The sequence below is a fragment of the Leucobacter viscericola genome (assembly GCF_011299575.1).
GTDB classification, from domain to species: domain Bacteria; phylum Actinomycetota; class Actinomycetes; order Actinomycetales; family Microbacteriaceae; genus Leucobacter; species Leucobacter viscericola.
On the sequence record NZ_CP049863.1, the window covers coordinates 39,924 to 64,715 of the forward strand.

General features: G+C 63.2%; 20 protein-coding genes, 1 tRNA gene and 1 pseudogene. 12 read left to right on the forward strand and 10 right to left on the reverse strand.

Annotated elements, in window-relative coordinates; translation table 11 throughout:
* Positions 1-3: 3 nt before the first annotated feature.
* Positions 4-801, forward strand: coding sequence for an SDR family NAD(P)-dependent oxidoreductase (locus G7068_RS00240; protein ID WP_166287263.1), 798 nt, complete (start codon positions 4-6; stop codon positions 799-801).
* Positions 802-947: 146 nt separating this feature from the next.
* Positions 948-2,537 carry an HNH endonuclease signature motif containing protein gene (locus tag G7068_RS00245; RefSeq protein ID WP_166287265.1) on the forward strand — a complete coding sequence of 530 codons (1,590 nt, stop codon included), beginning with the start codon at positions 948-950 and terminating at the stop codon, positions 2,535-2,537.
* Here G7068_RS00245 and G7068_RS00250 read toward each other — a convergent pair.
* Genes G7068_RS00250 through G7068_RS00270 form a run of 5 tightly spaced genes read right to left on the reverse strand, consistent with a single transcriptional unit; the run spans position 2,534 to position 9,213 of the window.
* Positions 2,534-4,015 (reverse strand): amidase, encoded by a 1,482-nt coding sequence (locus G7068_RS00250; RefSeq protein WP_166287267.1) that lies wholly within the window; start codon positions 4,013-4,015, stop codon positions 2,534-2,536. The two genes, G7068_RS00245 and G7068_RS00250, sit on opposite strands and share 4 nt — an antisense overlap.
* Before the next feature lies 1 nt (position 4,016).
* Positions 4,017-5,765 (reverse strand): dipeptide ABC transporter ATP-binding protein, encoded by a 1,749-nt coding sequence (locus tag G7068_RS00255; protein ID WP_166287269.1) that lies wholly within the window; start codon positions 5,763-5,765, stop codon positions 4,017-4,019.
* Entirely contained in the window at positions 5,762-6,682 is a 921-nt protein-coding gene (locus tag G7068_RS00260) for an ABC transporter permease (RefSeq protein WP_166287271.1), read from the reverse strand. Before G7068_RS00260 ends, G7068_RS00255 begins: the two co-directional genes overlap by 4 nt.
* 2 nt (positions 6,683-6,684) lie before the next feature.
* Positions 6,685-7,632: an ABC transporter permease gene (locus G7068_RS00265; protein WP_166287273.1), complete on the reverse strand. Its 948-nt coding sequence runs from the start codon at positions 7,630-7,632 to the stop codon at positions 6,685-6,687.
* 57 nt (positions 7,633-7,689) lie between these two features.
* Complete coding sequence (locus G7068_RS00270; RefSeq protein WP_166287275.1) at positions 7,690-9,213, reverse strand: ABC transporter substrate-binding protein; 1,524 nt, start codon at positions 9,211-9,213, stop codon at positions 7,690-7,692.
* Positions 9,214-9,572: 359 nt separating this feature from the next.
* Between G7068_RS00270 and G7068_RS00275 the strand changes: the two genes are divergently transcribed.
* A complete protein-coding gene (locus tag G7068_RS00275; RefSeq protein ID WP_166287277.1) occupies positions 9,573-10,325 on the forward strand; it encodes a FadR/GntR family transcriptional regulator in 753 nt (250 codons plus the stop codon).
* Here the strand turns inward: G7068_RS00275 and G7068_RS00280 are convergent.
* The gene (locus G7068_RS00280; RefSeq protein WP_166287279.1) at positions 10,311-11,660 is read right to left on the reverse strand and encodes an MFS transporter; all 1,350 of its coding nucleotides are present in this window, start codon (positions 11,658-11,660) and stop codon (positions 10,311-10,313) included. The two genes, G7068_RS00275 and G7068_RS00280, sit on opposite strands and share 15 nt — an antisense overlap.
* Positions 11,661-11,859: 199 nt before the next feature.
* Between G7068_RS00280 and G7068_RS00285 the strand changes: the two genes are divergently transcribed.
* The 4 genes from G7068_RS00285 to G7068_RS00300 all read left to right on the forward strand — a co-directional run bounded on the left by G7068_RS00285 (position 11,860) and on the right by G7068_RS00300 (position 15,470).
* On the forward strand, positions 11,860-12,333 hold the full coding sequence (locus G7068_RS00285) for an Lrp/AsnC family transcriptional regulator (RefSeq protein WP_166287281.1): 474 nt from the start codon (positions 11,860-11,862) through the stop codon (positions 12,331-12,333).
* 44 nt (positions 12,334-12,377) lie between these two features.
* Entirely contained in the window at positions 12,378-14,522 is a 2,145-nt protein-coding gene (locus tag G7068_RS00290; protein ID WP_166287283.1) for a RecQ family ATP-dependent DNA helicase, read from the forward strand.
* Positions 14,523-14,661: 139 nt separating this feature from the next.
* Positions 14,662-15,108, forward strand: coding sequence for a fluoride efflux transporter FluC (locus G7068_RS00295; protein ID WP_244304562.1), 447 nt, complete (start codon positions 14,662-14,664; stop codon positions 15,106-15,108).
* A complete protein-coding gene (locus G7068_RS00300) occupies positions 15,105-15,470 on the forward strand; it encodes a fluoride efflux transporter FluC (protein ID WP_166287287.1) in 366 nt (121 codons plus the stop codon). Before G7068_RS00295 ends, G7068_RS00300 begins: the two co-directional genes overlap by 4 nt.
* 7 nt (positions 15,471-15,477) lie before the next feature.
* Here the strand turns inward: G7068_RS00300 and pdxY are convergent, their stop codons facing one another.
* Positions 15,478-16,329 (reverse strand): pyridoxal kinase PdxY, encoded by an 852-nt coding sequence (gene pdxY / locus G7068_RS00305; protein WP_166287289.1) that lies wholly within the window; start codon positions 16,327-16,329, stop codon positions 15,478-15,480.
* 76 nt (positions 16,330-16,405) lie between these two features.
* Positions 16,406-17,752 carry an FAD-binding oxidoreductase gene (locus tag G7068_RS00310; protein ID WP_244304564.1) on the reverse strand — a complete coding sequence of 449 codons (1,347 nt, stop codon included), beginning with the start codon at positions 17,750-17,752 and terminating at the stop codon, positions 16,406-16,408.
* Between the two features lie 84 nt (positions 17,753-17,836).
* On the opposite strand from G7068_RS00310, the gene gluQRS reads away from it, so the two are divergent.
* Positions 17,837-18,835, forward strand: a complete 999-nt coding sequence (gene gluQRS, locus G7068_RS00315; protein WP_166287293.1) for a tRNA glutamyl-Q(34) synthetase GluQRS — start codon at positions 17,837-17,839, stop codon at positions 18,833-18,835.
* Here gluQRS and G7068_RS00320 read toward each other — a convergent pair.
* Positions 18,813-19,175: a hypothetical protein gene (locus G7068_RS00320; protein ID WP_166287295.1), complete on the reverse strand. Its 363-nt coding sequence runs from the start codon at positions 19,173-19,175 to the stop codon at positions 18,813-18,815. The two genes, gluQRS and G7068_RS00320, sit on opposite strands and share 23 nt — an antisense overlap.
* A gap of 33 nt (positions 19,176-19,208) precedes the next feature.
* A complete protein-coding gene (locus tag G7068_RS00325; RefSeq protein WP_425280485.1) occupies positions 19,209-20,123 on the reverse strand; it encodes an SGNH/GDSL hydrolase family protein in 915 nt (304 codons plus the stop codon).
* Positions 20,124-20,143: 20 nt separating this feature from the next.
* Between G7068_RS00325 and G7068_RS00330 the strand changes: the two genes are divergently transcribed.
* From G7068_RS00330 to G7068_RS00345, 4 genes and pseudogenes are all read left to right on the forward strand, one after another.
* Positions 20,144-21,952, forward strand: coding sequence for a DEAD/DEAH box helicase (locus tag G7068_RS00330; RefSeq protein ID WP_166287297.1), 1,809 nt, complete (start codon positions 20,144-20,146; stop codon positions 21,950-21,952).
* A gap of 49 nt (positions 21,953-22,001) precedes the next feature.
* A pseudogene (gene ybaK, locus G7068_RS00335) lies at positions 22,002-22,504 on the forward strand (Cys-tRNA(Pro) deacylase).
* A gap of 127 nt (positions 22,505-22,631) precedes the next feature.
* Positions 22,632-22,716, forward strand: a tRNA-Leu gene (locus G7068_RS00340).
* 111 nt (positions 22,717-22,827) lie between these two features.
* The gene (locus tag G7068_RS00345; RefSeq protein WP_425280486.1) at positions 22,828-24,744 is read left to right on the forward strand and encodes an APC family permease; all 1,917 of its coding nucleotides are present in this window, start codon (positions 22,828-22,830) and stop codon (positions 24,742-24,744) included.
* Positions 24,745-24,792: the final 48 nt, after the last annotated feature.

The window sequence follows — 24,792 nt, forward strand, 5'->3', positions numbered from 1 at the left end:
CCTATGTCTCACTCTGTCGCCCCCGACTACTCCAAGCTGTTTCGCCTCGATGATCGCACCGTTGTGATTATCGGTGCCGGAAGCGGGATCGGCCGCGAGGCCGCCCAGGCGCTTGCTGCCCAGGGAGCGCACGTGGTGGTCGCGGATCGTATGCTCGATGCCGCGACGGAGACTGTGGGGTTGATTCGGGATCGCGGGGGCGTTGCTGAGGCATTTCAGCTCGACGTCTTGGACGACGCTGCCGTGGAGGCTGCCGCGGTGCGGTTCGCGGATGCCGCGGCCATGGTGTTCACGGCGGCAACAAACGTGCGCAAGCGCATGGACGAGTACTCGCTGGATGAGTTTGACCGTGTGGTCAATCTAAATCTGCGCGCCTCGTTCCAGCTGATTCGCCATTTTGGGCGGAGCTTTGCCGCGAACGGTGGTGGCTCGATTGTTGGGTTCAGCTCGATTCGTGCCCAGGTGGTCGAGCCGGGCCAGGGGGTCTACGCGGCGACCAAGGCCGGACTGACCCAGCTGGCAAAGACCGCGGCCGCCGAGTTTGGGCCGCAGGGCGTTCGGGTGAACGTTGTTGCTCCCGGGGTCGTGGAGACCCCATTGACCGCGCAGATCACGGCGAACCCGGAGTGGTACGGGGCCTACGCGGCGAAGAGTGCGCTGGGGCGGTGGTCCCGACCTGATGAGTTGGCGGGAGCGGTTGTGTTCCTCGCGTCTGATGCGTCGTCGTTTGTGACGGGAACCACGCTTACCGTCGACGGTGGCTGGACCGCGATCGATGGGCGGTTTACGCCGCCGGCTTAGGGTGGGGTTTTGGCTTTGCTCAGCTTTGCCTTTCCTGCTTCGCTAACAGGTGGCTATTTTCTCCTGTTCAGGTGAGTTATCCACCAGTTTTGGCTGGTCTGGGTTTGTGGGCCGTGAATGTCGGTGGCTCCGTGTGTAATGGAGACATGTTTAAACCACGCCCTGCACCATCTTCCGGTACCTCGAGTGCCGGGACGATGGGCGATTCTGGGGTTGGATCCCGTCTGTCTCCGTCTGACGCATATGCGGCAGTCGTTGATCCTGCGATTGCTGAGCTGGTTGAGATTCGAGCGAAAATGGGTGCCCTGCAAGCCAGGGAGGCCGCTCTTTTGACCCTGTGTGACAACGCAGCTGCAGAGCTTGCGAAGGCCGAGAAGCATCCTGACCATGGTGAATTTGCGCACCGCTCTCTCGCAGCAGAGATCGGTTTTGCGGTTCGCGAGTCAGATCGTGCAATGGTCCACAAGATTGGACGCGCGACCACGCTTGTGGAACGTTATCCTGCGGTTCATTCTGCCCTCAGTAAGGGGAAGATTTCGCAGGCCCACGCGAATGTGATCTGTGACGCCGGCGAGGTGATCGGAGTGGGAATCGACGAAGCGACGCTCGCGAAGCGGGCCGCGTATGAGCGGCAAGTCTTGGAGGTTGCGCAAGAAGAGACATCTGGCAGGCTCCGCCCGATTGCGAGGGGCCAGGCTGAGGCACAGGCATCCCGCACTCTCGATGAACGGCACCGTGACGCGGTGAAGGCTCGCCGGGTGGTGCTGGTTGAGCAGTCTGACGGCATGACAGACATCGTTGCGACGGTTCCTGCGATCTATGGCAAGGGCATCATGGATCGTCTCGACCAGATCGCCTGGGCGGTGAAAAACGCGAACCGAAACGCGGAGTGCGATGCATCTGGCGTCAGCGGTTCGGGTGTCGTTGGCAATGAGCGGGGGCTGGGCGAACGGACGCTCGGTGAACGGACGCTCGCTGAACAGACACTTGATGAACGCTCGCTCGATGAGATTCGCACAGATGCTTTTGTTGAGATGCTGCTCGGCTCGGATCCCTCGAAGATGCTAACTTCTCGAGGAAAGGGACTTGCCTCTATCCAGGCCCGAGTTCAAGTGATCGTTCCCGAGGAGAGGCTTTCGGCTGAGGGGAAGCTCCCACCCGAGGGATCTTCCGACAGGAAAGATGCGACGAACCCGGTGCCAGCGGAACTCGTTGGGTACGGTCCCGTAGACACGCAGACCGTGCGCAAGGTCGCAGGGTTAGCGCCTTCTTGGGAACGCGTCATTGTGAGCATGATGACCGGAGACGTGTTGAGCGTCGACACGTATCGGCCGTCGGCTGCGATAAAGCGCTTCCTCGCTGCGAGAGATCTCCGCTGCAGGGCGCCGGGCTGCAACGTCACCGTGAACCGAAGCGACATTGATCACACGATTGATGCTGCTCTCGGCGGAGCCACATCAACCGACAATCTTGCCAATCTGTGCAGATACCACCACACGATGAAACACCACCCCGGTTGGAAACTGACTCAAAAACCAGGTGGGGTAGTGGAATGGGTGACACCGCTGGGCAGAAAATACACCGACAGGCCGGGTAGCCGAGTCAGGTTTCGAAAACCTGAGGGTTCCAGATCTGAGGGTTCTAGACCTGAGAGTTCCAGATCTGAGGGTTCTAGACCTGAGGGTTCTCGACCTCAAGTTTCAAGGCCTCAGTTCTTGAGACCCCGAGCCACCTAACCCCGCACGGATTCGAACCATGCAGCCACACGAAGTAGCATCGGGTCCGTGCCGATCTGCGACGCGATCTGCAAGCCGATGGTGCGACCGTCGGCTTGCACGCCTGCCCCAACCGACACCGCTGGTTGCCCGGACATGTTGTAGGGCGCCGTGAACGAGATGTGCCCCATTGTCTGTAGCGGATCGGTGATCGGCATCGGATCCTCCGCGGCGAAGGCAGCGACCGGTGTGACCGGCGAGAGGATCAGATCGTAGCCCGCGGTCGCCGCGCGCGTCAGCTGCGCCATCTCGTCAATACGATTGCGGTTGCGGATCGTCTGCGCCGCCGAGAAATCGGCCCCCGCAAGGCACCACTCAGCGATGAACGGCAGCACACACGCACGCTCGGCCTCGCTCAGCACCTCGTAGTCGGCGTATGACCGGCTGCGCCAGAAGTCCACGAGACCGTCGAGCACGTCAGCACCAACAAACGGTTCAAGCGGTTCAACGATCGCTCCGGCCTCGGCAAACAGCTCGGCAGCCCGCTGCACGGCCGCGAGCGTCTCGGCTTCAACGGGCAGACCCGATCCCGCCTCGAGCTGAAGTGCGACCCGCATGCCGTTCGGCGCGAGCGGCTCGGTCGACCACTCCATCTCGCAGTAGGGGCGCGTGAGGTAGTCGCGTTCGTCGGGTTTTGCGATGATCGACATGAGGCGGATGGCGTCGGCTGCCGTGCGCGTGAGCGGGCCGGCGGCGCGACCGTCGTATGGCACATCCAGAGGGATCAGACCCTCGCTCGGCTTGAGCGCAGTGAGGCCCTGCCAGCTGCCGGGCAACCTGATCGAGCCGCCGATGTCGGTGCCAACGTGCAGGGGCCCATAACCGGCAGCCGCCGCGGTTCCCGCGCCCGCGCTGGAGCCGCCCGAGGTGAGCGCAGGGTCGAGCCCATTGCGAGTGATCCCGTGCAGGCTGGAGACCCCCGAAGAGAGCATGCCCCAGTCGGGCATCGTGGTGGATCCGACGATCACGGCGCCTGCCTCAAGCAGCCGATCGGTGGTCGGCGCGTTGCCGGGCGAAATCGGCGGGTTCGGGATCGCCGTGCCCGATGGCTTTGGCTGGCCAGCCCTGGCGATGTTCTCCTTGACCGTGACCGGCACGCCGTCGTAGGTGCTGAGGGGACTCCCCGCGGCCCAGCGGGCGGTTGAGGCCGCGGCGTCCGCGCGCACCTGATCCGCGTCGAACAGGTACATGGCATTTAGCTCGGGATCGCGCAGTTCGATCCGAGCGATCACGTCTTCGAGCACGTCCGTGGGCGTGAGCGAACCGTTTGCGTAGCCCGCGGCGAGAGTGCCCGCGTCGAGGTCGGCGAGGCTGGCAGTTTGGCTGGCTGCTTGGGCTGCGGCTTGGCTGGCAGGTTCGCCGGCGGCCTGGCTGGCAGGTTGGCTGGCGGCCTGGCTGGCAGTTTGGCCGGATGCCTGAGTTGACGGTGAATCGGTCATGTTATGCAACTCCCGCGAGTTCTTGCCTCAGCGTGAGCGAGGAATCAATGAGGCGTTTTGTGTAGGGGTGCTGCGGTGAACGGTACACCGTTTCGGTGTCACCGGCCTCGACGATCTCACCGGACTGCATCACAATCACCGAGTCGCACAGGTACCGCACCACGTTGAGGTCGTGCGAGACAAACACGAGGGTGAGCCCGTACTCGTCGACCAGATCCGCGAGCAAGTTCAGCACCTGCGCGCGCACAGAGACGTCGAGCGCGCTCACGGGCTCGTCGGCCACCACAATCTGCGGGCGGCAAATGAGCGCCCGCGCGATCGAGATGCGCTGCCGCTGCCCGCCCGAGAACTGGTGCGGGTGACGACTTGCCGAGGAAGCGGGCAGGCCCACGGCCTCCAGCATTTCGGCGACCATGGTGGCGCGCTCAGAGGCGGTCTCGTTGCGACCACGCACGAGCAGCGGCTCGGAGATGATCTGGCCGACGGTCATGCGGGGATCGAGCGATCCCATCGGGTCCTGAAACACGATCTGCAGGTTCTGCCTGAGCTCGCGCAGCTGTTGTTCCTTCGCACCGGCGACCTCGTTGCCGGCAACGACCGCGCTGCCCGAGGTTGGCTGATCGAGGCCCGCGAGGATCCGGAGCAGCGTCGACTTGCCCGATCCCGACTCACCAACCACCCCGAGTCGGCCACCCTTGGCCACCTCAAAAGAGATGCCCTGGAGCGCCTTCACCTGGGGAGCTGGCTTAAACAGACTTGTTTTGCCGCGAGTGTAAGTTCGCACGAGATCGGTGACGCGTACTGCCGGTGGTGCTGAGGTTGGGGTCGGGGGAGACGCGATCTTGGCCTGTGCTGGCTGGTGAGCCGAGTCTTCACCCAACACCGGCGGCACATAGTTCTGCGCGCTCGCGACGGTGAAGAGACGCCCGGTCTCGTCAACGGCATCGAGGTCGGAGGCCGCGAGCAGGCCCCGCGTGTACGCGTGCTGGGGGCGAGTGAACACCTGCTCGGTGGTGCCCTCCTCGACAATGACGCCGTGGTTCATGACGAGCACACGCGTGCACATGTTCGCGACGACGGCTAGGTCGTGCGTGATGAAGAGCAGCCCGGTGTTGCGCTCCCGCACGAGCTCCAGGATCAGGTCGAGCACCTGGCGCTGCACGGTCACGTCGAGTGCCGTCGTGGGCTCGTCACACAGCAGCAGGCTCGGATCGTTCGCGAGCGCCATCGCGAGCATGACACGCTGCCGCTGGCCACCCGACAGTTGGTGCGGGTAGGCCCGCGCCGCCTGCGCCGGATCGGGCAGATGGACGGCGTCGAGCATCTCAACCGCGCGCTTGTTCGCCTCGGCCTTGTTGGGGGCGAGCTTGTGCTGCAGCATGATCTCGGCGACCTGGGCACCGGCCCGCATGAGCGGGTTGAGCGCGGTGAGCGGCTCCTGGAACACCATTGCCACGTCTTTGCCGCGCAGCCGCATCAGCTCAGACTCGGGGGCCTCAAGCAAATTGCCCTTGTGGCCGTCGAGTTGCACGGAACCGTCGGCGGTGACGCCAGCGGGCAGCAGGCCGAGCAGCGCGGTGGTGGTCATCGACTTGCCCGATCCCGATTCACCAATCAGGCCGATGCGCTCGCCGTGCGCCATGTGCAGCGAGAAGTCGCTGACCAGGGTACGGTACGGCGTGCGCACGTTGAGGTGGTCTACAGCGAGTAGTGTGCTGGCACCGGGCAGGGGCTGAGCTTCGCTCGTCATGAACGGCTCCCATTCAGTTTTGGATCGAAGCGGTCACGCAGACCGTCACCGAGCAGGTTGAAGCCCATCACGGCGATCGCAATAGCGACGCCCGGCCAGATGGCGAGCAGCGGGTGGGTGCCAAGGAACTGCTGCGACTCCTGCAGCATACGACCCCAAGACGGGGTCGGAGGCGGTGTGCCGAGTCCGAGGAAGCTCAGGCCGGCCTCGGCCAGCACCGCCAGCGCGAACGACACCGAGCACTGCACCACAACAATGCCGATGATGTTGGGCAGCACATGCCTGAGCGCGATGCGGAATCGCGACTGGCTCGAGGCGCGCGCCGCGAGCACGTACTCGGTGCTCATCACCTGCAGGGTGCCGGATCGGGCCACTCGCGCGAAACCGGGAATCGTTGAGATACCGATCGCGATCATGGCGACGAGCGTCGAAGCCCCAAACACCGCGGCAAACATGATGGCGAGCAGTAGAGCCGGGAACGCGAGCGCGATGTCTGAGGTGCGCATGACGACCTCTTCGATCCAGCCACCGCGAATGCCCGCGAGAATACCGAGCGGGGTACCAACGAGCAGCGCGATCCCGACCGAAATGACTCCCACAAACAGGGTGATGCGCGCGCCGTACAGCATCGCTGAGAACACGTCGCGACCGTACTTGTCGGTGCCCATGATGTGCGCAGCGCTGGGCCCCTGCAGGCGCGCGGCGGCATCGGCCTGAACCGGATCATACGGGGTCCAGATGAAGGAGATGATCGCCGCCGCGACAACGAGCCCCACAAGAATCAACCCGATGATGAGGGTCGTGGAGAGCCGTCGGCGACCAGCCCCGGCATCACCGATGCTTGATCCTCCCGGCGCCTGAATCGCGCTCGTGCGCGGTGCTTGCACCGGGGGAGAAGGAATGTTTTGAGTGGTCATGGTTAGGCGCTCCTTCGCATCCGCGGATCGATAACCGTGTAGAGCACGTCGACAATCAGGTTCAAGATCAGCGTGATGGCGACCAACACCATCACAACCGACTGCACGGTCAGCAGATCACGATTGCCGACCGCGTCGAGCAGCATCGATCCGAGCCCGGGAATCACAAACACGCGCTCGATCACCACCGCGCCGATGATCAGCGCCGCGATCTGTACACCCGTGACCGTGATGACCGGAATGGCCGCGTTGCGCAGGCCGTGTTTGACGAGGGCACCCGTTTTGCTGAGCCCCTTCGCGCGGGCCGTGCGCAGGTAGTCCTCGCTCATCACTTCGAGCACAGCCGAGCGAACGTAGCGGGTCAGGATCGCCCCCTGCACGGAAGCGAGGGCGACCACGGGCAAGATTAGTCTCCGTAAGAAGTCTCCGAAATCTTCGGAGGGCGGGGTCCAGCCGTTGGCGGGAAGCCAGCCGAGGCCCACCGCAAAGACCATGACGAGCAAAATGCCAGCCAGGAAACCCGGGATCGCGACACCAATCTGAGATCCAACCCCGATGGCAACACCCGAGAAGTTGCGGTGCTTCACCGCGGCCCAGGTGCCGAGCGGGATCGCGACCGCGAGCGCCACGACCATCGCCGTCAGCACGAGGATCAGGCTGACCTGCAGCCGGTCGCTCACCATCGGACTAATGTCCGTCTGCGTGAGGTAAGAAGTACCAAAGTCGCCGCGCAGAATGCCGCCCGCCCAGTCAAAGTACTGCACGATCAGTGGCTGATCGGTGCCGAACTCTTTTTGTTTTTCGGCGAGCAGCTCGGGCGTCGCGTTGACGCCGAGCGCAATCTGCGCGGGATCACCCGGGATAAGCCGCATGAACAAGAACACAACGATCGTCGCGACCAGGTAGGTCACGATGAAACGCGTGAGATTAATCAGAATCCGTATGCCCATGCGGCTTCCTCGGGGGTATCAGGAGCGGGTGTGAGGTGGTTCGTTACTTCCAGCTCGTTATTTCCAGCTCAGATCGGTGAGATTGAGCGATTCGACGATGGCGTTCTTCGGGAGACCTTGCAGATCTGCCTTCGCCACCACGATGTTCGGGAAGAGGAAGAGCACACCCGATGCCGCATCGTCGACCACCTGGCGAGCAACCTTCTTCATGCCAGCAACGTACCCGGCCTCGTCTGCGGCGTCGGCCTCAGCGGCGATCGGTGCGATCACCGAGTTGTCGTAGCCGATGTAGTAGTTCGGGTCGTTGAACACGGTGAGCAGATCCCGAGCCTCGACGGCAAGCACGGTAGTCATCTGGTAATCGTGCTTCGTGAAGACGTCGTCGAGCCACACAGCAGGGAACTCGGAGGACTTGATCGTGACGTTGATGCCAACATCCTTGAGCTGCGAAACCACGATCTCTGAGACAGCCTGTGCGTAGGGGCGAGTGGGAACCGTGTAGGTGATGTTGAGGTTCTCAGCGCCGGCCTCCTTGAGGAGTTCCTTTGCCTTCGCAGGATCGTAGGGGTAGACCTTGTTGAGATCCTCGTAGTAGGGATCGGTCGGGGTGACGAGCGTCGAGGTGAGTGTGCCGTAGCCGTTCCAGGCGGTGTCCATGATCGCCTGCTTGTCGAGCGCGTAAAGCACTGCCTGGCGAACCCGCTTGTCGTTGAACGGAGCGGTCTTGTTGTTCATCGAGAGCGTTACCTCGCCGCTCGACGTGCCCGTGATGACCTGGAACTTGTCGTTGGATTCGAATGAGCTGAGCAGCTCCGGCGCCTGGAGGTTTGCGATCGCGTCAACGTCGCCGGTCTGCAGCGCGTTGGTTGTTGCCGTTGCGTCTGCGAAGTACTTCAGCGTGACCTGCTTAACCCCGGGCTTCTTGCCCCAGTAATCGTCGCGGGTCTTGAGCACGATGCTCTCGTTGGGGGTCCACTTTTCGACCGCGTAGGGGCCGGTGCCAACGGGGCTGTTTGCGAGATCCGAGACACCGTTGGGCGAGAAGATCGCGCCGACCGGGGTCGCAATGTTGAAGAGCCACGCGTTTGAGGGCTGCTTCAGGTGCACGGCAACCTCGGTGTCCGAGATGACCTCGACGTTGTCAACGACGTCCATCTTCGCTTTCAGGCTGGAAACCCAGTCTGACTTCACACGATCGAAGCTGAACTTGACGTCCTTTGCCGTGAAGGCGTCGCCGTTTGAGAACGTGACGCCGTCCTGCAGATTGAACGTGTAGGTCTTGCGGTCGTCGCTGAGCTTCCAGTCCTTCGCGAGGAGGGGAACAACATCACCCTCCTGGTTGACCTCAACGAGACCCTCGTAGACGTTTGACATTAGTGCCTGTGGGATCGCCGATCCCGCAGTTGTTGTGAAGTCGAGGTTGGTGGGCGTGCCGGTGAGGGCGATGGTCGCCGTCGTTGGTGTCTTGCCGTCTGACGAGCCCTTGGAACTTGTCGAGCCGGCCGAGCAGCCAGCGAGCAGCAGGGATCCTGCTGCGAGCACTGCTGCGGTAAAGAGGAGGGGAGATTTGCGTCGTCGCATCATTGCTTCCTGTACTGAGTTGGGTGACGGCGGAGCCGCGCGAAAATGGGTGGGGATGGTGTGTAACTTGAGCGGCGGTGCTCGCCGGCTCTTCCGCAGGGTCCTTGTGAGATCCAATATTAGGAGAGCCGCGCACAATCCATTCGAACGTTCCTTTCGAACGCTGGCCGAATTTAAACCAGGATACATGGTAAGGCCACTTAGCGCGCGCCGTCGCCGCGGCCACTTTCAGGCGGCGCGCTACGATGTGTAGAGTTCGGAGCGCACCGAATTCTCGCCAGTGTGAATCGCGCCAGTGTGAATCTAGCTCAGTGTGAATCTAGCTCAGTGAATCTCGCCCAGCAGGAAGATCCCAGACAATGGCCCACAATTTTGAACCGGCAGTTCCCGTGCACACCTACCAGCGCATCGTGGATCAGATCGAGCAGGCGATCGTCTCCGGCGCGATCCCGGTTGGATCGCAGCTCGCGAGCGAGCGAGACCTCATGGTGCAGTTCGGTGTGAGTCGCCCGACCGTGCGCGAGGCGCTGCGTATTCTGCAGAGCATGGGGCTGATTGAATCCCGTCCCGGCACGCGGGGCGGTCCCCAGGTGCTCGCGCCAACCTCAAAGAACCTGAGTCGCTCGATCCGCGCAATGGTGGGAACCGATGCGTTGAACGTTGCCGAGCTCGTGCAGTATCGTGTCGTTCTTGAGGGATCAACCTGCAAGCTTGCGGCGCTTCGCCACACTCCCGCGCAGCTCGAGCGCATGCGCGTCGCCGTCGAGCGGATGAGTGTTGCCGCCGCTGAAAATGCCGCAGACTTCGCCGACGCGGACCTCGAGTTTCACGAGGCGATCTGGGCTGCGAGCGGTAACGGGATCCTTGAGATGAGCGGGCAGGCCGTGTCTGGAGTGCTGCGCGGGCTCATGCAGCGTGACTCCGAGGGATCGGGGCTCGATAACAGTGTGAAGCTCGCGTCCGCCGAAATTGACCGGGGGCTCTTCGACGCCATCGCCGCGCGCGACGCTCAACTTGCGGGCAGGATCGCGAGGCGCGCCGTCGCTGAGCGCTTCGCTCCGCTGCTCGACTCTGAGTCGGATCGGCAGGCGCTCGAGCTACTCGCCGAGTGACCTGGGTGATTCGGGTGACCTGGGTGACCCGGGTGAACTGGGCATCTGGGCTAGCAACACAGGCGACTTTGGTGTTCGGGCGAACCACACGAGCGCGATGCTCGCGATGGCGGCGAGGATCGCAAACACCGTCACGGCGGTGCTGAGGCTGAGCTGTTCGGCCAGCACACCCAGGCCGAGTACCGGCAGCGTACTGCCGAGATACGTCACCGTGTAGATTCCGCTGACGGTGGAGGCGTGACGCTGTGGTGGCACAGCCGCGATCGCGCGGGTGAACGCGGCCTGGAACGCGAGCCCCTGGCCCACACCCGCGATCACTCCGGAAGCCACGAGCCAGAGCACACCGCCGACCTGAGCCGCGAAGGCAAACCCCAAGAGCCCCACGGCCAACATGCTGAGCCCAACGGGCACCCTCCAGTTACCCCGAAGCGGCAGCAGCTGGACCGCGGCGGATGCGCCGAGTGTCACCACCGCGAGCGCGCCGATCACCGGTCGCGAGTCGCTGCCAACGATGCTTGCGAACAGAGAGGGAGCGAGCGACAGACAGAATCCGAATACCGCGAAGCTGAGGAAACCTATGGCCGAAGCCGTCCAGAACGCACGATTGGCCGGAGTGGAACTCGGTGGTGCTGCCTGGGCGCCGTGCTCGGCCTGCTGCGGGGCGTCGGCGAGCGCGAGATGTGCAGGCGAGGGAACAGGTTGGCACGCGAAGTGCGGCGCGATGGTGAGGATCGCCGGCACAAGGGCGAGGAGCGCGATCGCGACCACGAGATAGGGGGCGACGAGGGGTGCTGAACTCTGAGAGAGTGCGCCTCCGATGAGGGGGCCGAGCGCAACCCCACCCGAGGTCGCAAGAAGTGTGAACCGTGCGGCAAGTTCGGGCTTCGTGGGGAGCAGGATCCGCAGCGCGCCCGATGCGGTTCCGGTCGCGCAGGCGATCGCGATCCCCTGAACCGCCCGAGCAACGCTAAACCAGCCGAGGCTCGGTGCCACCGCAAACGCGGCCGTTGCGAGTGAGGCGGTGACGAGCGCGGCGATGAGAACCGTGCGGCGGTTGACGGTGTCGGCCACTCGACGAAATAGAAGCAGGCCGACGATGAGGGCGAGCACGTAGCTGGAGAAGGCGAGTGTAATGCCGAAGGCGCCCGTGTCGAAGCGCTGCGCGAGCAGCGAGAACAGCGGTGTGCTGAGGTTTGCGCTCACCAGCAACGTGAAGAGCGTGAGTGCGGTGAGCGTGATCCGCAATCGAGGGCGAATGGCCGCGACATCTGGAAAGGTGAGAGCGGGGTTTGCAAAACCCGGGTTTTGGAGCTGTGCTGCGTTGATGGCGCTCATGTGTTCCTCTGTCGTGGACAGCCCTTGTAGGGGTCTACCTCACCGGTCGCGGGGTATTGCGAAGCGGTGTTGAAGGGGCCCTTGGTGTGGGCCCGTGTGATGAGTAAACTGCAAACAGTGCGATTCGGGCAAGCGAATAGTTTCTGATTGATCATTTTGTCCAGTTTGGATCGCGTAGAGCGAGCGGAAAGTGTACAAAATGAGCGAGATTGATGTGACGGATCGCAGGATCCTGCGCGAGCTTGATACCGATGCGCGTATGCCAACCGCGATGATTGCGCAGCGGCTCGGCCTCGCGCGGGGCACCGTGCAGGCTCGACTGGAAAAGCTCGCAAGCTCCGGGGCGCTGCGGCCGCACGGGTCACGTGTGCGCCCCGCTGCGCTGGGGCGTCCGGTTGGCGCCAGCATGCAGTTGGAGCTGGATCAGCACAAGATTTCTGAGGCGGTGGAAGCGCTCGCGAAGATCCCCGAGGTGCTTGAGTGCTTTGCTCCCGCCGGTGAAACCGACCTGCTGCTGCGGGTCGTCGCGAAGGATCCCGATGATCTGTATCGCGTGAGCGAGGTGATCCGGCTGTGTCCTGGCATTCGTCGCACCTCCATGAGTCTGTTCTTGCGCGAGGTGATTCCGTATCGAGTCACTGGCCTGCTGGAGGAGGGGCTGAGCGATGCGTGAGCGATGCGTGAGTGAATGTCAGTGGCGCCTGCAAGGATGGAATCATGCAGACGACAACTCAGTCCACTGAGAATTCGCAAAGCCTTCGCGGTGAAGCGCTTGGCGTGCTCGCGAGCCTCACGGGCGCGGAGAACCCGCAGTTTCATAAGGGACAGTACGAAGCCATCGAGACGCTGGTGCAGGGTCGCCGTCGCGCGCTTGTCGTGCAGCGCACTGGTTGGGGCAAGTCTGCGGTCTATTTCATCGCGACGTTGCTGCTTCGCCGCCGAGGTGCCGGGCCGACCCTTCTGGTTTCTCCGCTGCTGTCGCTGATGCGGGATCAGGTGTCAGCCGCCGCTCGCGCGGGTGTTCGGGCCGTCGCGATCAACTCGGCGAATGCGCACGAGTGGGACGCGGCGAGGGAGTCGCTCGCACGCGACGAGGTTGACGTGTTGTTGGTCTCACCCGAGCGACTGAACAATCCGAGGTTCCGCGATGAACAGCTACCGGATCTGCTGAACCGCATCGGCATGCTGGTGGTTGACGAGGCGCACTGCATCTCAGACTGGGGTCACGATTTTCGCCCCGACTATCGCCGCATCGCCGAGTTGATCGAACGGCTACCGCAAGATCTTCCTGTGCTCGCCACCACAGCGACCGCAAACGCGCGCGTGGTGACAGACATTGAGGAACAACTGGGTGGCTCGAGCGTTGTCACGATTCGAGGTTCGCTTGCCAGGGCCTCACTGCGTCTGGGGGTGTTGAATCTTCCGAACTCAAAAGATCGGCTCGCCTGGCTGCTGAGCCACATTGCAGAACTCAATGGCAGCGGCATCATCTATACGCTCACCGTTTCGGCCGCGGAAGACACAGCCAGATTGCTGAGGGACGCCGGCCACAACGTGCGCGCCTATACCGGGCGCACCGATACCGACGAGCGCGAAGAATCCGAGCGCATGCTGAAAGACAACGAGCTCAAGGCTCTCGTTGCCACGAGTGCGCTCGGCATGGGCTTCGACAAGCCAGACCTCGGGTTTGTTGTGCACCTTGGTGCACCGTCATCGCCCGTTGCCTACTACCAGCAGGTGGGTCGCGCGGGCCGCGGCACCGATCGCGCCGATGTGCTGTTGCTGCCCGGCCGTGAAGACCAGGAGATCTGGCACTACTTTGCGACTGCCTCGATGCCCGACGAGGAACGCGCGCAGGCGGTGCTTGCGGCGTTGAGTGATGTTCCGTTGTCAACACCCGCTCTCGAGGCGAGGGTGAACATTCGACGCACCCCTCTTGAGCTGCTCCTCAAGGTGCTCGACGTCGACGGGGCGGTGCACCGGGTGCAGGGCGGCTGGGTGTCTACCGGGCAGCCCTGGCGGTACGACGCCGAGCGCTACGATCGCATTCGCCAAGCGCGTGTCAACGAACAGAACTCAATGATCGAGTACCAGCGCACGGGGGAGTGCCGCATGGCGACCCTGCAGCGCGATCTCGATGACGGTACGGCATCTCCCTGCGGGCGCTGTGATCGCTGCACCGAACCCTGGTATCCAAGCGGTGTGTCCGGCGAAGCGGTGAGTGCCGCGGCATCCTCACTCGACCGGGTGTCCGTAGAGATTGAGTCGCGGCGGCAGTGGCCGACCGGGGCGGATCAGCTGGGTGTGTTGCTCGATGGCTCGCCTGTGCGCGGCAAGATTAAGCCCGAGCGGCAACTGGAGCCGGGGCGAGCGATCGCGCGCCTCACAGATCTTGGTTGGGGAAACACGTTGCGAGAGCTGTTTGCCCCTGGAGTACCGGATGCGCCGGTGTCTGAAGCGCTGCTTGGCGCCTGCGTGCGTGTGCTCGCGGAGTGGGGCTGGCGCGAGCGGCCAGTCGCAATTGTCAGCGTGCCCTCTCGGTCACGACCACAACTCGTCACGTCTGTCGCTGCTGGGCTTGCCCGTGTCGGTAAGCTGCCGTATCTCGGGCAGTTGAGTTTGGTGGGCGAGGGCCCGCGTGGCAGTTCGGGTGGCAACATCGCCTACCGGCTCGCTGGGGTGTGGGGAAGCCTGGCCGTGGGCGCGGATCTGGCCGGTGCCATTGCCGACGTTGGGGCTGGTCCAATCCTGCTCGTTGACGACCGAGTCGACAGCCGCTGGACAATCACCGTGGCGGGAGGGCTTCTGCGGGACGCGGGCGCAAGCGCGGTCTTGCCGTTTGCGCTTGCGGTGACAGCGTAGCGTTCTCTCGGTTTGAATGTGCGGGCGATTCGCCTGTGCTGTGCTGTGCTGTGCTGTGCTGTGCTGTGCTGTGCTGTGCTGTGCTGTGCTGTGCTGTGCTCCTCTCATCTGCGCACCGCGAGAGCGCTACGATTACCAGGTGAGAAACACCACCGCGAAGCTTGCCGAGCTTGGGCTTGTTGCGCTCGGTGGCGCCGTGGGCACACTGGCCCGCTACCTGTTGAATGAGCTCATCGGTGAGGTCGACTGGCTTCCGCTCGGTGTGCTCATCATCAACCTCAGCGGTGCATTTTTGCTCGGCGCTCTGCTCGAGGCGGTTGCTCTTCGCGGCCCCGACACTGGTGCGCGACGCAAAGCCCGCCTGCTGCTCGGCACCGGGGTGCTCGGCGGGTACACGACCTACAGTTTGCTCGCCGCCGATATCGCCGCAATGTTTGACCACGGCCAGATGCTCGCCGGTACGGCGTACGGCTTGGCTACCCTCGTATTCGGAGGGTTGGCCAGTTGGTTCGGGATCCTCGTAGCGAAGAGTCTGCGTGGAAGAGGGCGCATCGATTCCAACCCATCTACCGGGGCAAGCTCATGAGCGGCCTCGGACTCGCGCTCCTGATCGCTGTTGCGGGTGGCATCGGTGCTGCAGCTCGCTACGCGATCGATTCCGCGCTCACCGCCATCTTGAAGCCCCGATTTCCGTGGGGCATCATGCTGGTGAATCTAACGGGATCATTCGCGCTCGGGTATCTCACGGGGCTTGCGCTCGACAGCGACATCGCACGCATCATCTCGGTCGGTCTGCTTGGTGGCTACACGACCTTCAGCACCGCGAGCATCGACAGCGTGCGCCTGGTGCTGGCGAAGCGCTACTGGGCTGCGCTTCTCAACGGCCCCGGCATGCTCGTCGCGAGTGTGGCGCTCGCGGTTACGGGCATCGTGCTTGCCCGGGGTTAGCGTTTAGCTAGCGCACCTTCGTGGGTGTGAAGCGCATGCTTGGGTTGGCATATGCCTCCTGCGCTGCGATGAGCTGCAGCTCACGCTGGCCCGAAGCCGCGGTAATCTCAAGCAGCTCGAAGACGCTCGCGGCAGTGCGAGCGAGCGCGTCAGCGGCGTCACCCGAGCGCAGCAGGTGGGCCGTAAAGAGTGCGGTGGTCACGTCTCCCGACCCGTTGGCCTTGCCTGGCAACTGCGGAGTCTGCACGATCCACGCGCCATCGTCGGTCACGGCAAGCATCTCGACGGTATCGGGATCCCGATCCGGTCGCACAACGTTCTTCACCAGAATCGTGCGCGGCCCGATCGCGCGAGCCTTGTCGGCCGCCTCAAGCGTCGAAGACAGCGAGTCGGGCGATGTGCCCGTGATGAAGCCAAGCTCAAACTGGTTCGGGGCAATGAGGTCTGCGTGCGGTACGACCCGATCCCGAATCAGATCTTGCACCTCGGGTGAAACGTGGCAGCCCGACGTAGCGTTGCCGAGCACAGGATCACAGGCGTAGATGGCGTTGGGGCTGTGCTTCTTCACGCGAGCTACCGCGTCGAGGATCGCGTCGCCGATGTCGTTGCCACCCTGATAGCCGGAGAGCACCGCGTCCACGTTCTCAAGGCCGCCGCGATCCTCAATGCCTGACACGATGTCGCGCACGTTGTCGCCGCTGAGCATCGGTCCGCTCCACGCGCCGTAGCCGGTGTGGTTCGAGAAGCAGACGGTGGGTACCGGCATGACGTCGACACCAATGCGCTGCAGCGGGAAGACGGCCGCCGAGTTGCCGACGTGACCGTAAGAAACCAGCGACTGAATTGAGAGAATTCGCATGCTCCGATCCTGCCACTGGTCCACGTGATGGACCACCAGAGTCTAATGCGGGTGGACCACTTGAATAACGGAAACGCTAGATCGCGCGATCCGGGGTCAATATTCCGTGTGGATCGAGCGCCCGTTTGATCGCGCGCTGCACGTCGAGCGTTACTGCGTCGAGTTGCCAGGGGAGTTCGTGGCGCTTCACCGATCCGATGCCGTGTTCGCCAGAGATCGTGCCACCGAGCGAGAATGCCAGCCGTGTGATGTCGTCAAGTACGGCATCGGCAGCGCGAATGCCCTCGGGGGTATCAAGTGCCTCGACCGCGCTGTGCAGATTGCCGTCGCCAGCGTGTGCCACGGTGGACACCCTGAGCCCGTGCTGTCGCGAGATCTCTCCGATGCCACGGAAGACCTCGGAGAGAGCGGCGATAGGCACGCCAACATCGCAGGAAAGTTTGAGCCCGCGAGCGTTCAATGCGGGGTTCGAGAGCCTGCGAGCCTCAAGCAGAGAGTCCGATTCCGAGATCTCCACCTCATCAGCACCGGCGTCCAGGCAGGTCTGCGTAATCGCCGCAGCTTTCGCCTGAGCATCGAGACCCACGGTCTGCCCAACAAGCATCGCTCCCGCGGGCACAACGAGTCCGCTCGGAAAGTACGACTCGACGACCTCGACGCTGAGCGCGTCCATCAGCTCGAGCACCTCCGGCTGAGCGGCACCGTTCACAATTGCGGTAACCGCATCACCTGCGCTCTCCAGCGTTGGGAAGCTCGCGCGAAAGGTGCGCGGTGTGCCGGGTGCCACGGGCTTCAATCTCACTGTGGCGGCCGTGATGACACCGAGCGTGCCTTCTGACCCCACGAGCAGACTCGTGAGATCAAACCCGACCACGTTCTTGCGCGTTTGCGCGCCCGTGTGCATGACGCGGCCGTCCGCGAGCACAACCTCCAGAGCTGCAATCGCGTCCGAGGTGACCCCGTGCGAGACGCAGCGCAGTCCGCCAGCATTGGTGGCAATATTTCCCCCGATGGTCGAGGTGCGGGCGCTTGCAGGATCCGGTGGAAAAAAGAGCCCGTGCTGGTGAGCCGCGGCATCGAGATCCGCGGTGATGACACCGGGCTCGACAACAGCGAGTCGATTAGGTACGTCGAGGCTGAGGATCCGGTTCATACGCTCAAGCGAAATGATGAGGCCACCCTCGTAGGCGACCGCGCCGCCGGCGAGCCCAGTGCCGGCGCCCCTCACGCTCACGGGCACCTTTGCTGCGTTTGCCCAGGAGAGAGCGGCGGAGACGTCGACGGTGGACTCAGCTAGCACGACCGCTTGTGCGGTACCCATGGCAAGCTCGCGAGAAGAATCGCGGGCATACTTTGCTACTTCTGCTGCCTCGATGACCAAACGGCTCCCCAGGGCACGGTGCAAAATATCGAGTTCTTCCACGCTGATCTCCTCGTCGAGTTGTGGGGCCGCATTTTGAGCAGCACCCCGTGACTTCAGACTATCTGCGCGTGGGAAGATGATGTCATGTCTTTTTCGCCCGCAGCAGGCGGAGCCGGTCGGTATGCTCCCAGCCCCTCGGGCGATCTGCATCTCGGAAACCTGCGCACCGCGCTGCTCGCCTGGCTGTTCGCGCGTTCAAGCGGTCGCCGTTTTGTGATGCGCATTGAAGACTTGGATCGCGCGCGTGACGCAGGCAACGCCGAAAGTCAGCTGGCAGACCTCGCAAGCATCGGCCTCGATTGGGACGGCGATCCGGTGTGGCAGACGGATCGCGGGCCCGCCTATGAAGCAGCGATTGAGCAGCTGCGAGAGCGTGATCTCGTGTACGAGTGCACCTGCACCCGGCGCGACATCCTGGCGGCGCCAACCGCCCCGCATGCGCCACCGGGGGCCTATCCAGGAACCTGTCGTGATCGCAGCGACGCTGAGCGTGCGGCCGCACGAGCCGCGATTCATCCCCGGTTGCCTGCGCTGCGTCTGCGGGCACAGGATTTACAGGCACCGGGTGAACTCACGCAGATGGAGATCCCGGATCGGCTACTCGGCACCCTTCATGGCGACATCGACGATTTTGTGCTGCGCCGCGGAGACGGCACGATTGCCTACAACCTCGCGGTTGTTGTTGACGACGCGGCGATGGGGATCGACCAGGTAGTGCGTGGTGACGATCTTGCGAGTTCGACGCCGCGTCAGGTCCTGCTTCAGCAACTCCTGGGTCTGCCAACGCCCGAGTACGCCCATGTACCCCTGGTGCTCGGCCCAACCGGCGCGCGGCTCGCCAAACGAGACGGTGCGGTGACGCTCAGGCAGCTGCAGGATCAGGGAGCGAAACCCGAGCAGGTGCTCACGCTGCTCGCGCAGTCACTCAATCTGACGAGGGATCTCACGAATCCAGAAGAAACAGTGAGCGCCACACAACTGCTCGAGCGCTTTGATGCCGAGCTGCTGCCAAAAACTCCGTGGGTGTGGAACGGAAGCGCTGCTGCTAGCGCAATTTCAACTACCGCTTCAGAGCGCGAATAACCCGAGCCAGCGCACGACCCGCAACCCACACAAACGGCGCACCAACCACGAGGAGCGCGATGATGTTTGGTTCGAAACGAGTCAGGCCATCGCGAGTGACGTAGGCCCCGACCGGAACGGCAAATCCGCCGCCACCACCGCCGGATCCTTCACCCTGAGCTTCCGCGTCTTCGTCTCCACCGAACCCACCGGCACCCATGCCCTCGCCGCCGCCAAAGCCGTAGCCCGTGCAGGCCACGGGCATGATCTTGGTGCCGTCGACATCGACTGGATCGCCAAAGGCGGCGTGAACGCCCACCTTGGAAACGGTTTCTGCGAGCTGTTTCGTGAGGTTTGACATGCTCTCCACCCTACTCTCTGCGCTGTGTGCTTACTAGGCGTGTCGTCCAACCCGAACCGGGCTGGGCTGGGGGCGCTTGGGCTCGATGTCGTCGCCCGAAGACACGTGTTTGATGCGTCGAATGACCCAGGGCATGAGGTGCTCCCGCGCCCACACCACGTCTTCCTTGCGAGCCTGTCGCCAGTTGCGTGACGGCAGCGCCGGGGGATCGAGCGGCTCCAGGTCATTCGGAATGTTGAGCGCCTGGAGAGCGGTCTGCGCGATGGTGTGGTGACCGAGCGCGTTCAGGTGCAGACGGTCGCCAGCCCAGTAGCGCTCATCCTGCAGCGCCTCGATCGCCCACTGATCCACAACAACGCAGTCGTACTTCTTCGCGACCTTACGAACGTTCTCGTTGTAGATCGCAACCTTGCCCCGAATCGAGCGGAAGACCGGCTGAAATGCCACGTCGGCGCCCGTGAAGAGCAGGATCGTTGCGCCTGTCTCGCTGAGGCGAGCAACCATACGATCGAGCTTCGCGGCGACCTCGTCGGGATCTGAGCCCGGGCGAATCACGTCGTTGCCGCCAGCGCACAGGCTGATCAGGTCGGGGCGCAGGTCAAGTGCCGCCTCAATCTGCTCGTCTGAAATCTGTTGAATGAGTTTGCCCCGCACCGCAATGTTGGCGTACGAAAATTCTTCATTCAGGTCGTTCAGCACCTCGGCGAACCGGTCGGCCCACCCGCGAAGTCCGCCGGGGCTGTCTGCGTCAGGATCGCCGACGCCCTCCGTGAACGAATCGCCAAGTGCGACGAATCGCGACCAGGGAATTTGGACGCTCGGCAGCTGATTGCCAGGTATTTGAGCGCTAGGAATTTGGGTTTCTGGCTGCGTGGATGCTCCGTCCTGCGTCACCTTCACACTCCCTTTCAGATCTCCTGTGTAAACCGCGAGCATGCTCGCGGCCATCACAGGTAGTCTAGAACGTTGTGACAGATTCGGATCAAGCGCTTCACCTTCCGGGGACGAGTGCCGCCGAACACCTGCCCCCCGCGTACCCCGAACGCGCCGCCCACGGCACGGCGGGAACGCTGCGAGCGTGGCAGGAAGAGGCAATTCGGCTTTACCTGGAGGAAGAACCCAGAGACTTCCTCGCTTCGGCGACCCCCGGCGCGGGTAAAACGACCTTTGCGCTCAGACTCGCCGCGATCCTGCGCGCAAATCACACCGTGCAGCAGATCGTGGTGGTTGCTCCGACTGAGCACCTGAAGACGCAGTGGGCTGATGCCGCGTTCAGGGCTGGGATCCGGCTCAACCCGAGCTACTCGAACAACGATGGGCTTGGGTACGGCCGCCACTACCACGGTGTTGTCGTGACCTACGCGCAGGTGGCCATGAAACCGGTGCAGCACCGTCTGCTGACCGAACACTCCGACACGATGGTGATCCTCGACGAGATTCACCACGGCGGTGACGCACTGAGCTGGGGTGATGCGATACGCGAGGCTTACGGATCCGCGAAGCGCAGGCTCTCGCTCACCGGTACGCCATTCCGCTCCGACGATGCGCCGATCCCGTTTGTGCAGTACGCACCGCAGGGGGACGGATCGAAGGTCTCGCTCACCGACTATGACTACGGCTACGGTCGTGCGCTCGCTGACGGCATCGTGCGACCGGTTATTTTTATGGTTTACGCCGGGGCGATGCGCTGGCAGACCTCCGCGGGCGAAGAGATGGAGGCCCGCCTCGGCGAGGGCAACACCAAAGACATCACCTCGCAGGCGTGGCGCACCGCCCTGGACCCTGCGGGGGACTGGATCTCTAAGGTGCTTGAGGCCGCCAACCGCAGACTGACCGAGGTGCGCCTGCAGATCCCCGATGCCGGTGGACTGGTGATTGCGACGGATCACGCCTCCGCAAAGGCCTACGCGCAGCTGCTGCACCAGATGACGGGTGAAGAGGTCGCGCTGATCCTCTCCGATGACAGCGGGGCGAGCGAGCGGATCGACAGCTACTCGCAGGGAGACTCCCGTTGGATGGTCGCCGTGCGCATGGTGTCCGAGGGTGTTGACGTGCCCCGGCTTGCCGTCGGCGTGTATGCAACCAGCTCGTCGACACCATTGTTCTTCGCGCAGGCGATCGGTCGCTTCGTGCGCTCGCGGCGACGCGGCGAGGTGGCGTCGGTGTTCATTCCGAACGTGCCAGCGCTCATGCAGCTCGCGGCCGAGCTTGAGAAGGAACGAAACCACGTTCTTGAGGGGCCGGGCAGCGCCGAGGAGATGTGGGACGCTGAGGCAGCGCTCATGGCCGAGGCAGAGCGTGAGGATCGTGCATCGTCGGAGCTCGAGGAGCAGGAGTTCAAGTACCAGGCGTTGGCGTCTGATGCCCACTTCGACCGGGCCGTGTTTAACGGCGACGAGTTTGGTGGGTACGCCGAGGTCGAGAGTGAAGAGGAACTCGACTTTTTGGGCCTGCCTGGGGTGTTGGAGCCGCAAGAGGTGCAGGTTCTGCTGCAGCAGCGACAGGCCCGGCAGGCGAGGCGGAGTGCGACCAAACAGGGCTTGCTTGAGCACGCACCCGATCGGGCCGAAGAGCCCGGAGCGCTGCACCGCACCCTTGGAGAACAGCGCAAGCTGCTGTCGAGCCTCGTTGGCATGTACGCGAAGGTGTCGGGAGAACCGCACAAAGACATTCACACCGAGCTACGGCGCGTGTGTGGCGGCCCGGCGGTGGCGCAGGCATCCGTAACCCAGCTACAGAAGCGCATCGAGCTGTTGCGGCGGCGGCTGCGGCCGTAGTTAAGCTGTGCCTATGGGAAAGAGGTGTGAGGTTATGAAGCGCGAGTCTATGAAGCGCGAGTCTAAGAAACCAGTAGCTGGCGCCTCAACCCCCGCAACGTTGGCGCTCACGCGGCTCGGGATCCCGTTCACCGTGCGCAGCTACACGCACGACCCGGGCGAGACCGACTTTGGGGAGAAGCGGCCGCGGCGCTCGGGGTTGACCCCGAGCGTATCTTCAAGACGCTGCTCGCCGAGGTTGATGGTGCGCTTGCGGTGGCTATCGTGCCCGTTTCGGGATCACTCGATCTGAAAGCGCTCGCCGTCGCGCTCAGCGGCAAACGTGCGGTGATGGCGGATCCTGCGGTCGCCGAACGAAAGACCGGCTACGTGGTCGGTGGCATTAGTCCGATCGGGCAGCGAACGCAGCTTCGCACCGTGCTCGACGAGTCGGCTCGGGATCACTCCACGGTGCTCGTGTCTGGTGGCCGCCGAGGTTTTGACGTCGAATTGGCTCCCGCTGATCTCGTTTTAGCCACGGGAGCCGTCTGGTCTGGAATCGCTAAGCACTGAGCCGATTTTCGCGTGTTTTGCCCGGTTCGAGACTCGGCGGCGCGCGCGAATTCCCGGGCAGATTCGATCCCCACTCGTATCCGTGCTAAGTTATTCTCTGTTCGGCCGATGGTGGTCCGGATCGTTCGCGCGGGTGGCGGAATGGCAGACGCGCTAGCTTGAGGTGCTAGTGCCCGTATTAGGGCGTGGGGGTTCAAGTCCCCCTCCGCGCACGTGAATGAGAAAGGCCCCCGGCCTGAGATGAAAATCTCGAGGCCGGGGGTCTTTTGTTTTGTCGTGATAGAGGTGGTCCAGCCTATTCAAAGAGTGGATAGAGTGGCAGCATGACTTCTGGGGGGCTAAGTAGGTGGTTGCTTGCCGACACGGCACAGGCACCCGGTACTCACACGGGCCCGCACGGCAAGCCCGATGGTGGGCGTAAGGCCTCGTGGTGGCGAGTCATGTGCCTCAGTGGTGTTGACTACTTCTCGACGCTCGGGTACCAGCCAGCGATCGCGGCCCTCGCCGCGGGACTATTAGCACCACTCGCAACAATCATCCTTGTGGTGATTACGCTTGCCGGCGCACTGCCGATCTATCGTCGGGTTGCGCGTGAGAGCCCACACGGCGCCGGCTCGATCGCAATGCTCGCAAAACTCCTGCCTCGGTGGGGCGGCAAGCTTGCGATCCTCGCCCTGCTCGGATTTGCCGCGACCGACTTTATGATCACGATGACGCTCTCGGCTGCTGACGCGACGGCTCACTTCGTGGAGAACCCGTTCGTGCCGAAGGCGCTGCACGGCCAAGAGGTTGTCATCACGCTGGTGCTGCTCGCGGCACTCGGCACCGTATTTCTCAGGGGCTTCGCGGAAGCAATCCGCATCGCGACCTACCTCGTCGGAGCATTTCTGCTGCTGAACGTTACCGTTCTTGTGGTCTCGTTTGTTCAGCTGGCGGCACACCCCACCGCGGTAAACGACTGGTGGGGAGCGCTCACCACACAACACGGTAGCCCGTTGGTGATGGTTGGAATCGCACTGCTTGTGTTTCCGAAGCTGGCACTCGGACTTTCCGGGTTTGAAACCGGAGTCGCGGTGATGCCGCAGATCAAGGGCGATGCCGACGACACCGAGAAGCAACCTCAGGGGCGTATTCGGGGAGCGCATCGCCTGCTGACGAGTTCTGCACTCATTATGAGTGTGTTGCTCATTGCCTCATCTATCGTGACCGTGATGCTGATCCCGGCGGCCGAATTTCAGCCGGGCGGTGCCGCCAACGGGCGAGCGATTGCGTACCTCGGGTACGAATACCTGGGGGATGGGTTTGGGACGGCATACGACCTCGTCACCATCGCCATCCTCTGGTTTGCGGGGGCCTCTGCCATGGCGGGGCTGCTGAACCTGGTACCGCGCTACCTCCCGCGTCTGGGTATGGTGCCTCGATGGGCTCGCGCGATCCGCCCCCTAGTGCTCGTGTTCACGGGTATTGGGATGCTCATCACGATCCTGTTCCAGGCTGACGTAAACGCCCAGGGTGGTGCGTACGCGACCGGAGTGCTCGTATTGATCACGTCCGCTGCCGTGGCCGTAACGCTGTCTGCAAAACGCCAGCGGCAGCGCAAATCGGCGATAGCGTTTGCGATCATCACGCTGGTGTTTCTCTACACGACCGTCACGAACATCGTTGAGCGGCCAGAGGGCATAAAAATCGCGGGGTGCTTCATCCTGGGCATCCTCGTGACAAGTTTTGTGTCGCGCGTGGCCCGCTCGACGGAGTTGCGCGCGCTTACAATCGCGTTCGATTCCCAGGCAGAGCGATGGATCACCGAGCGCACCGCGGAACGCATCGACCTCATCGCCCGAGAGCCCGGGCCCACCTCGCGGTACCCGTTGAAGCTCGTGCACGCTCAGCACGCGCACCGTCTTTCTGATCTGGAGCCGTGGTTTATCGAGGTGACGATTGGCGACAGCTCTGACTTTGAAGAAGAACTTGTGGTGCACGGTGAGGTCCGGGACGGCTACCGGGTGCTCTCGATCACAAGCAGCAACGTGCCAAACACGCTTGCGGCAGTTTTGATCGAGCTTCGGGATCGCACAGGGGGCATGCCTCACATCTACTTCCGCTGGACCGAGGGCAACCCTGTCGCGAACCTCATCCGATTTTTGCTCTTCGGCGAGGGCGAGATCGCGGCGGTGACGCGCGAGGTGCTGCGCGAGGCAGAACCGCGGCACACCTGCCGACCTTGGGTTCACGTGGCGTAGCTGGCGGGGTCTTTGGGTGAGATTTGACCCTGACCCAGGGGGCAGGGT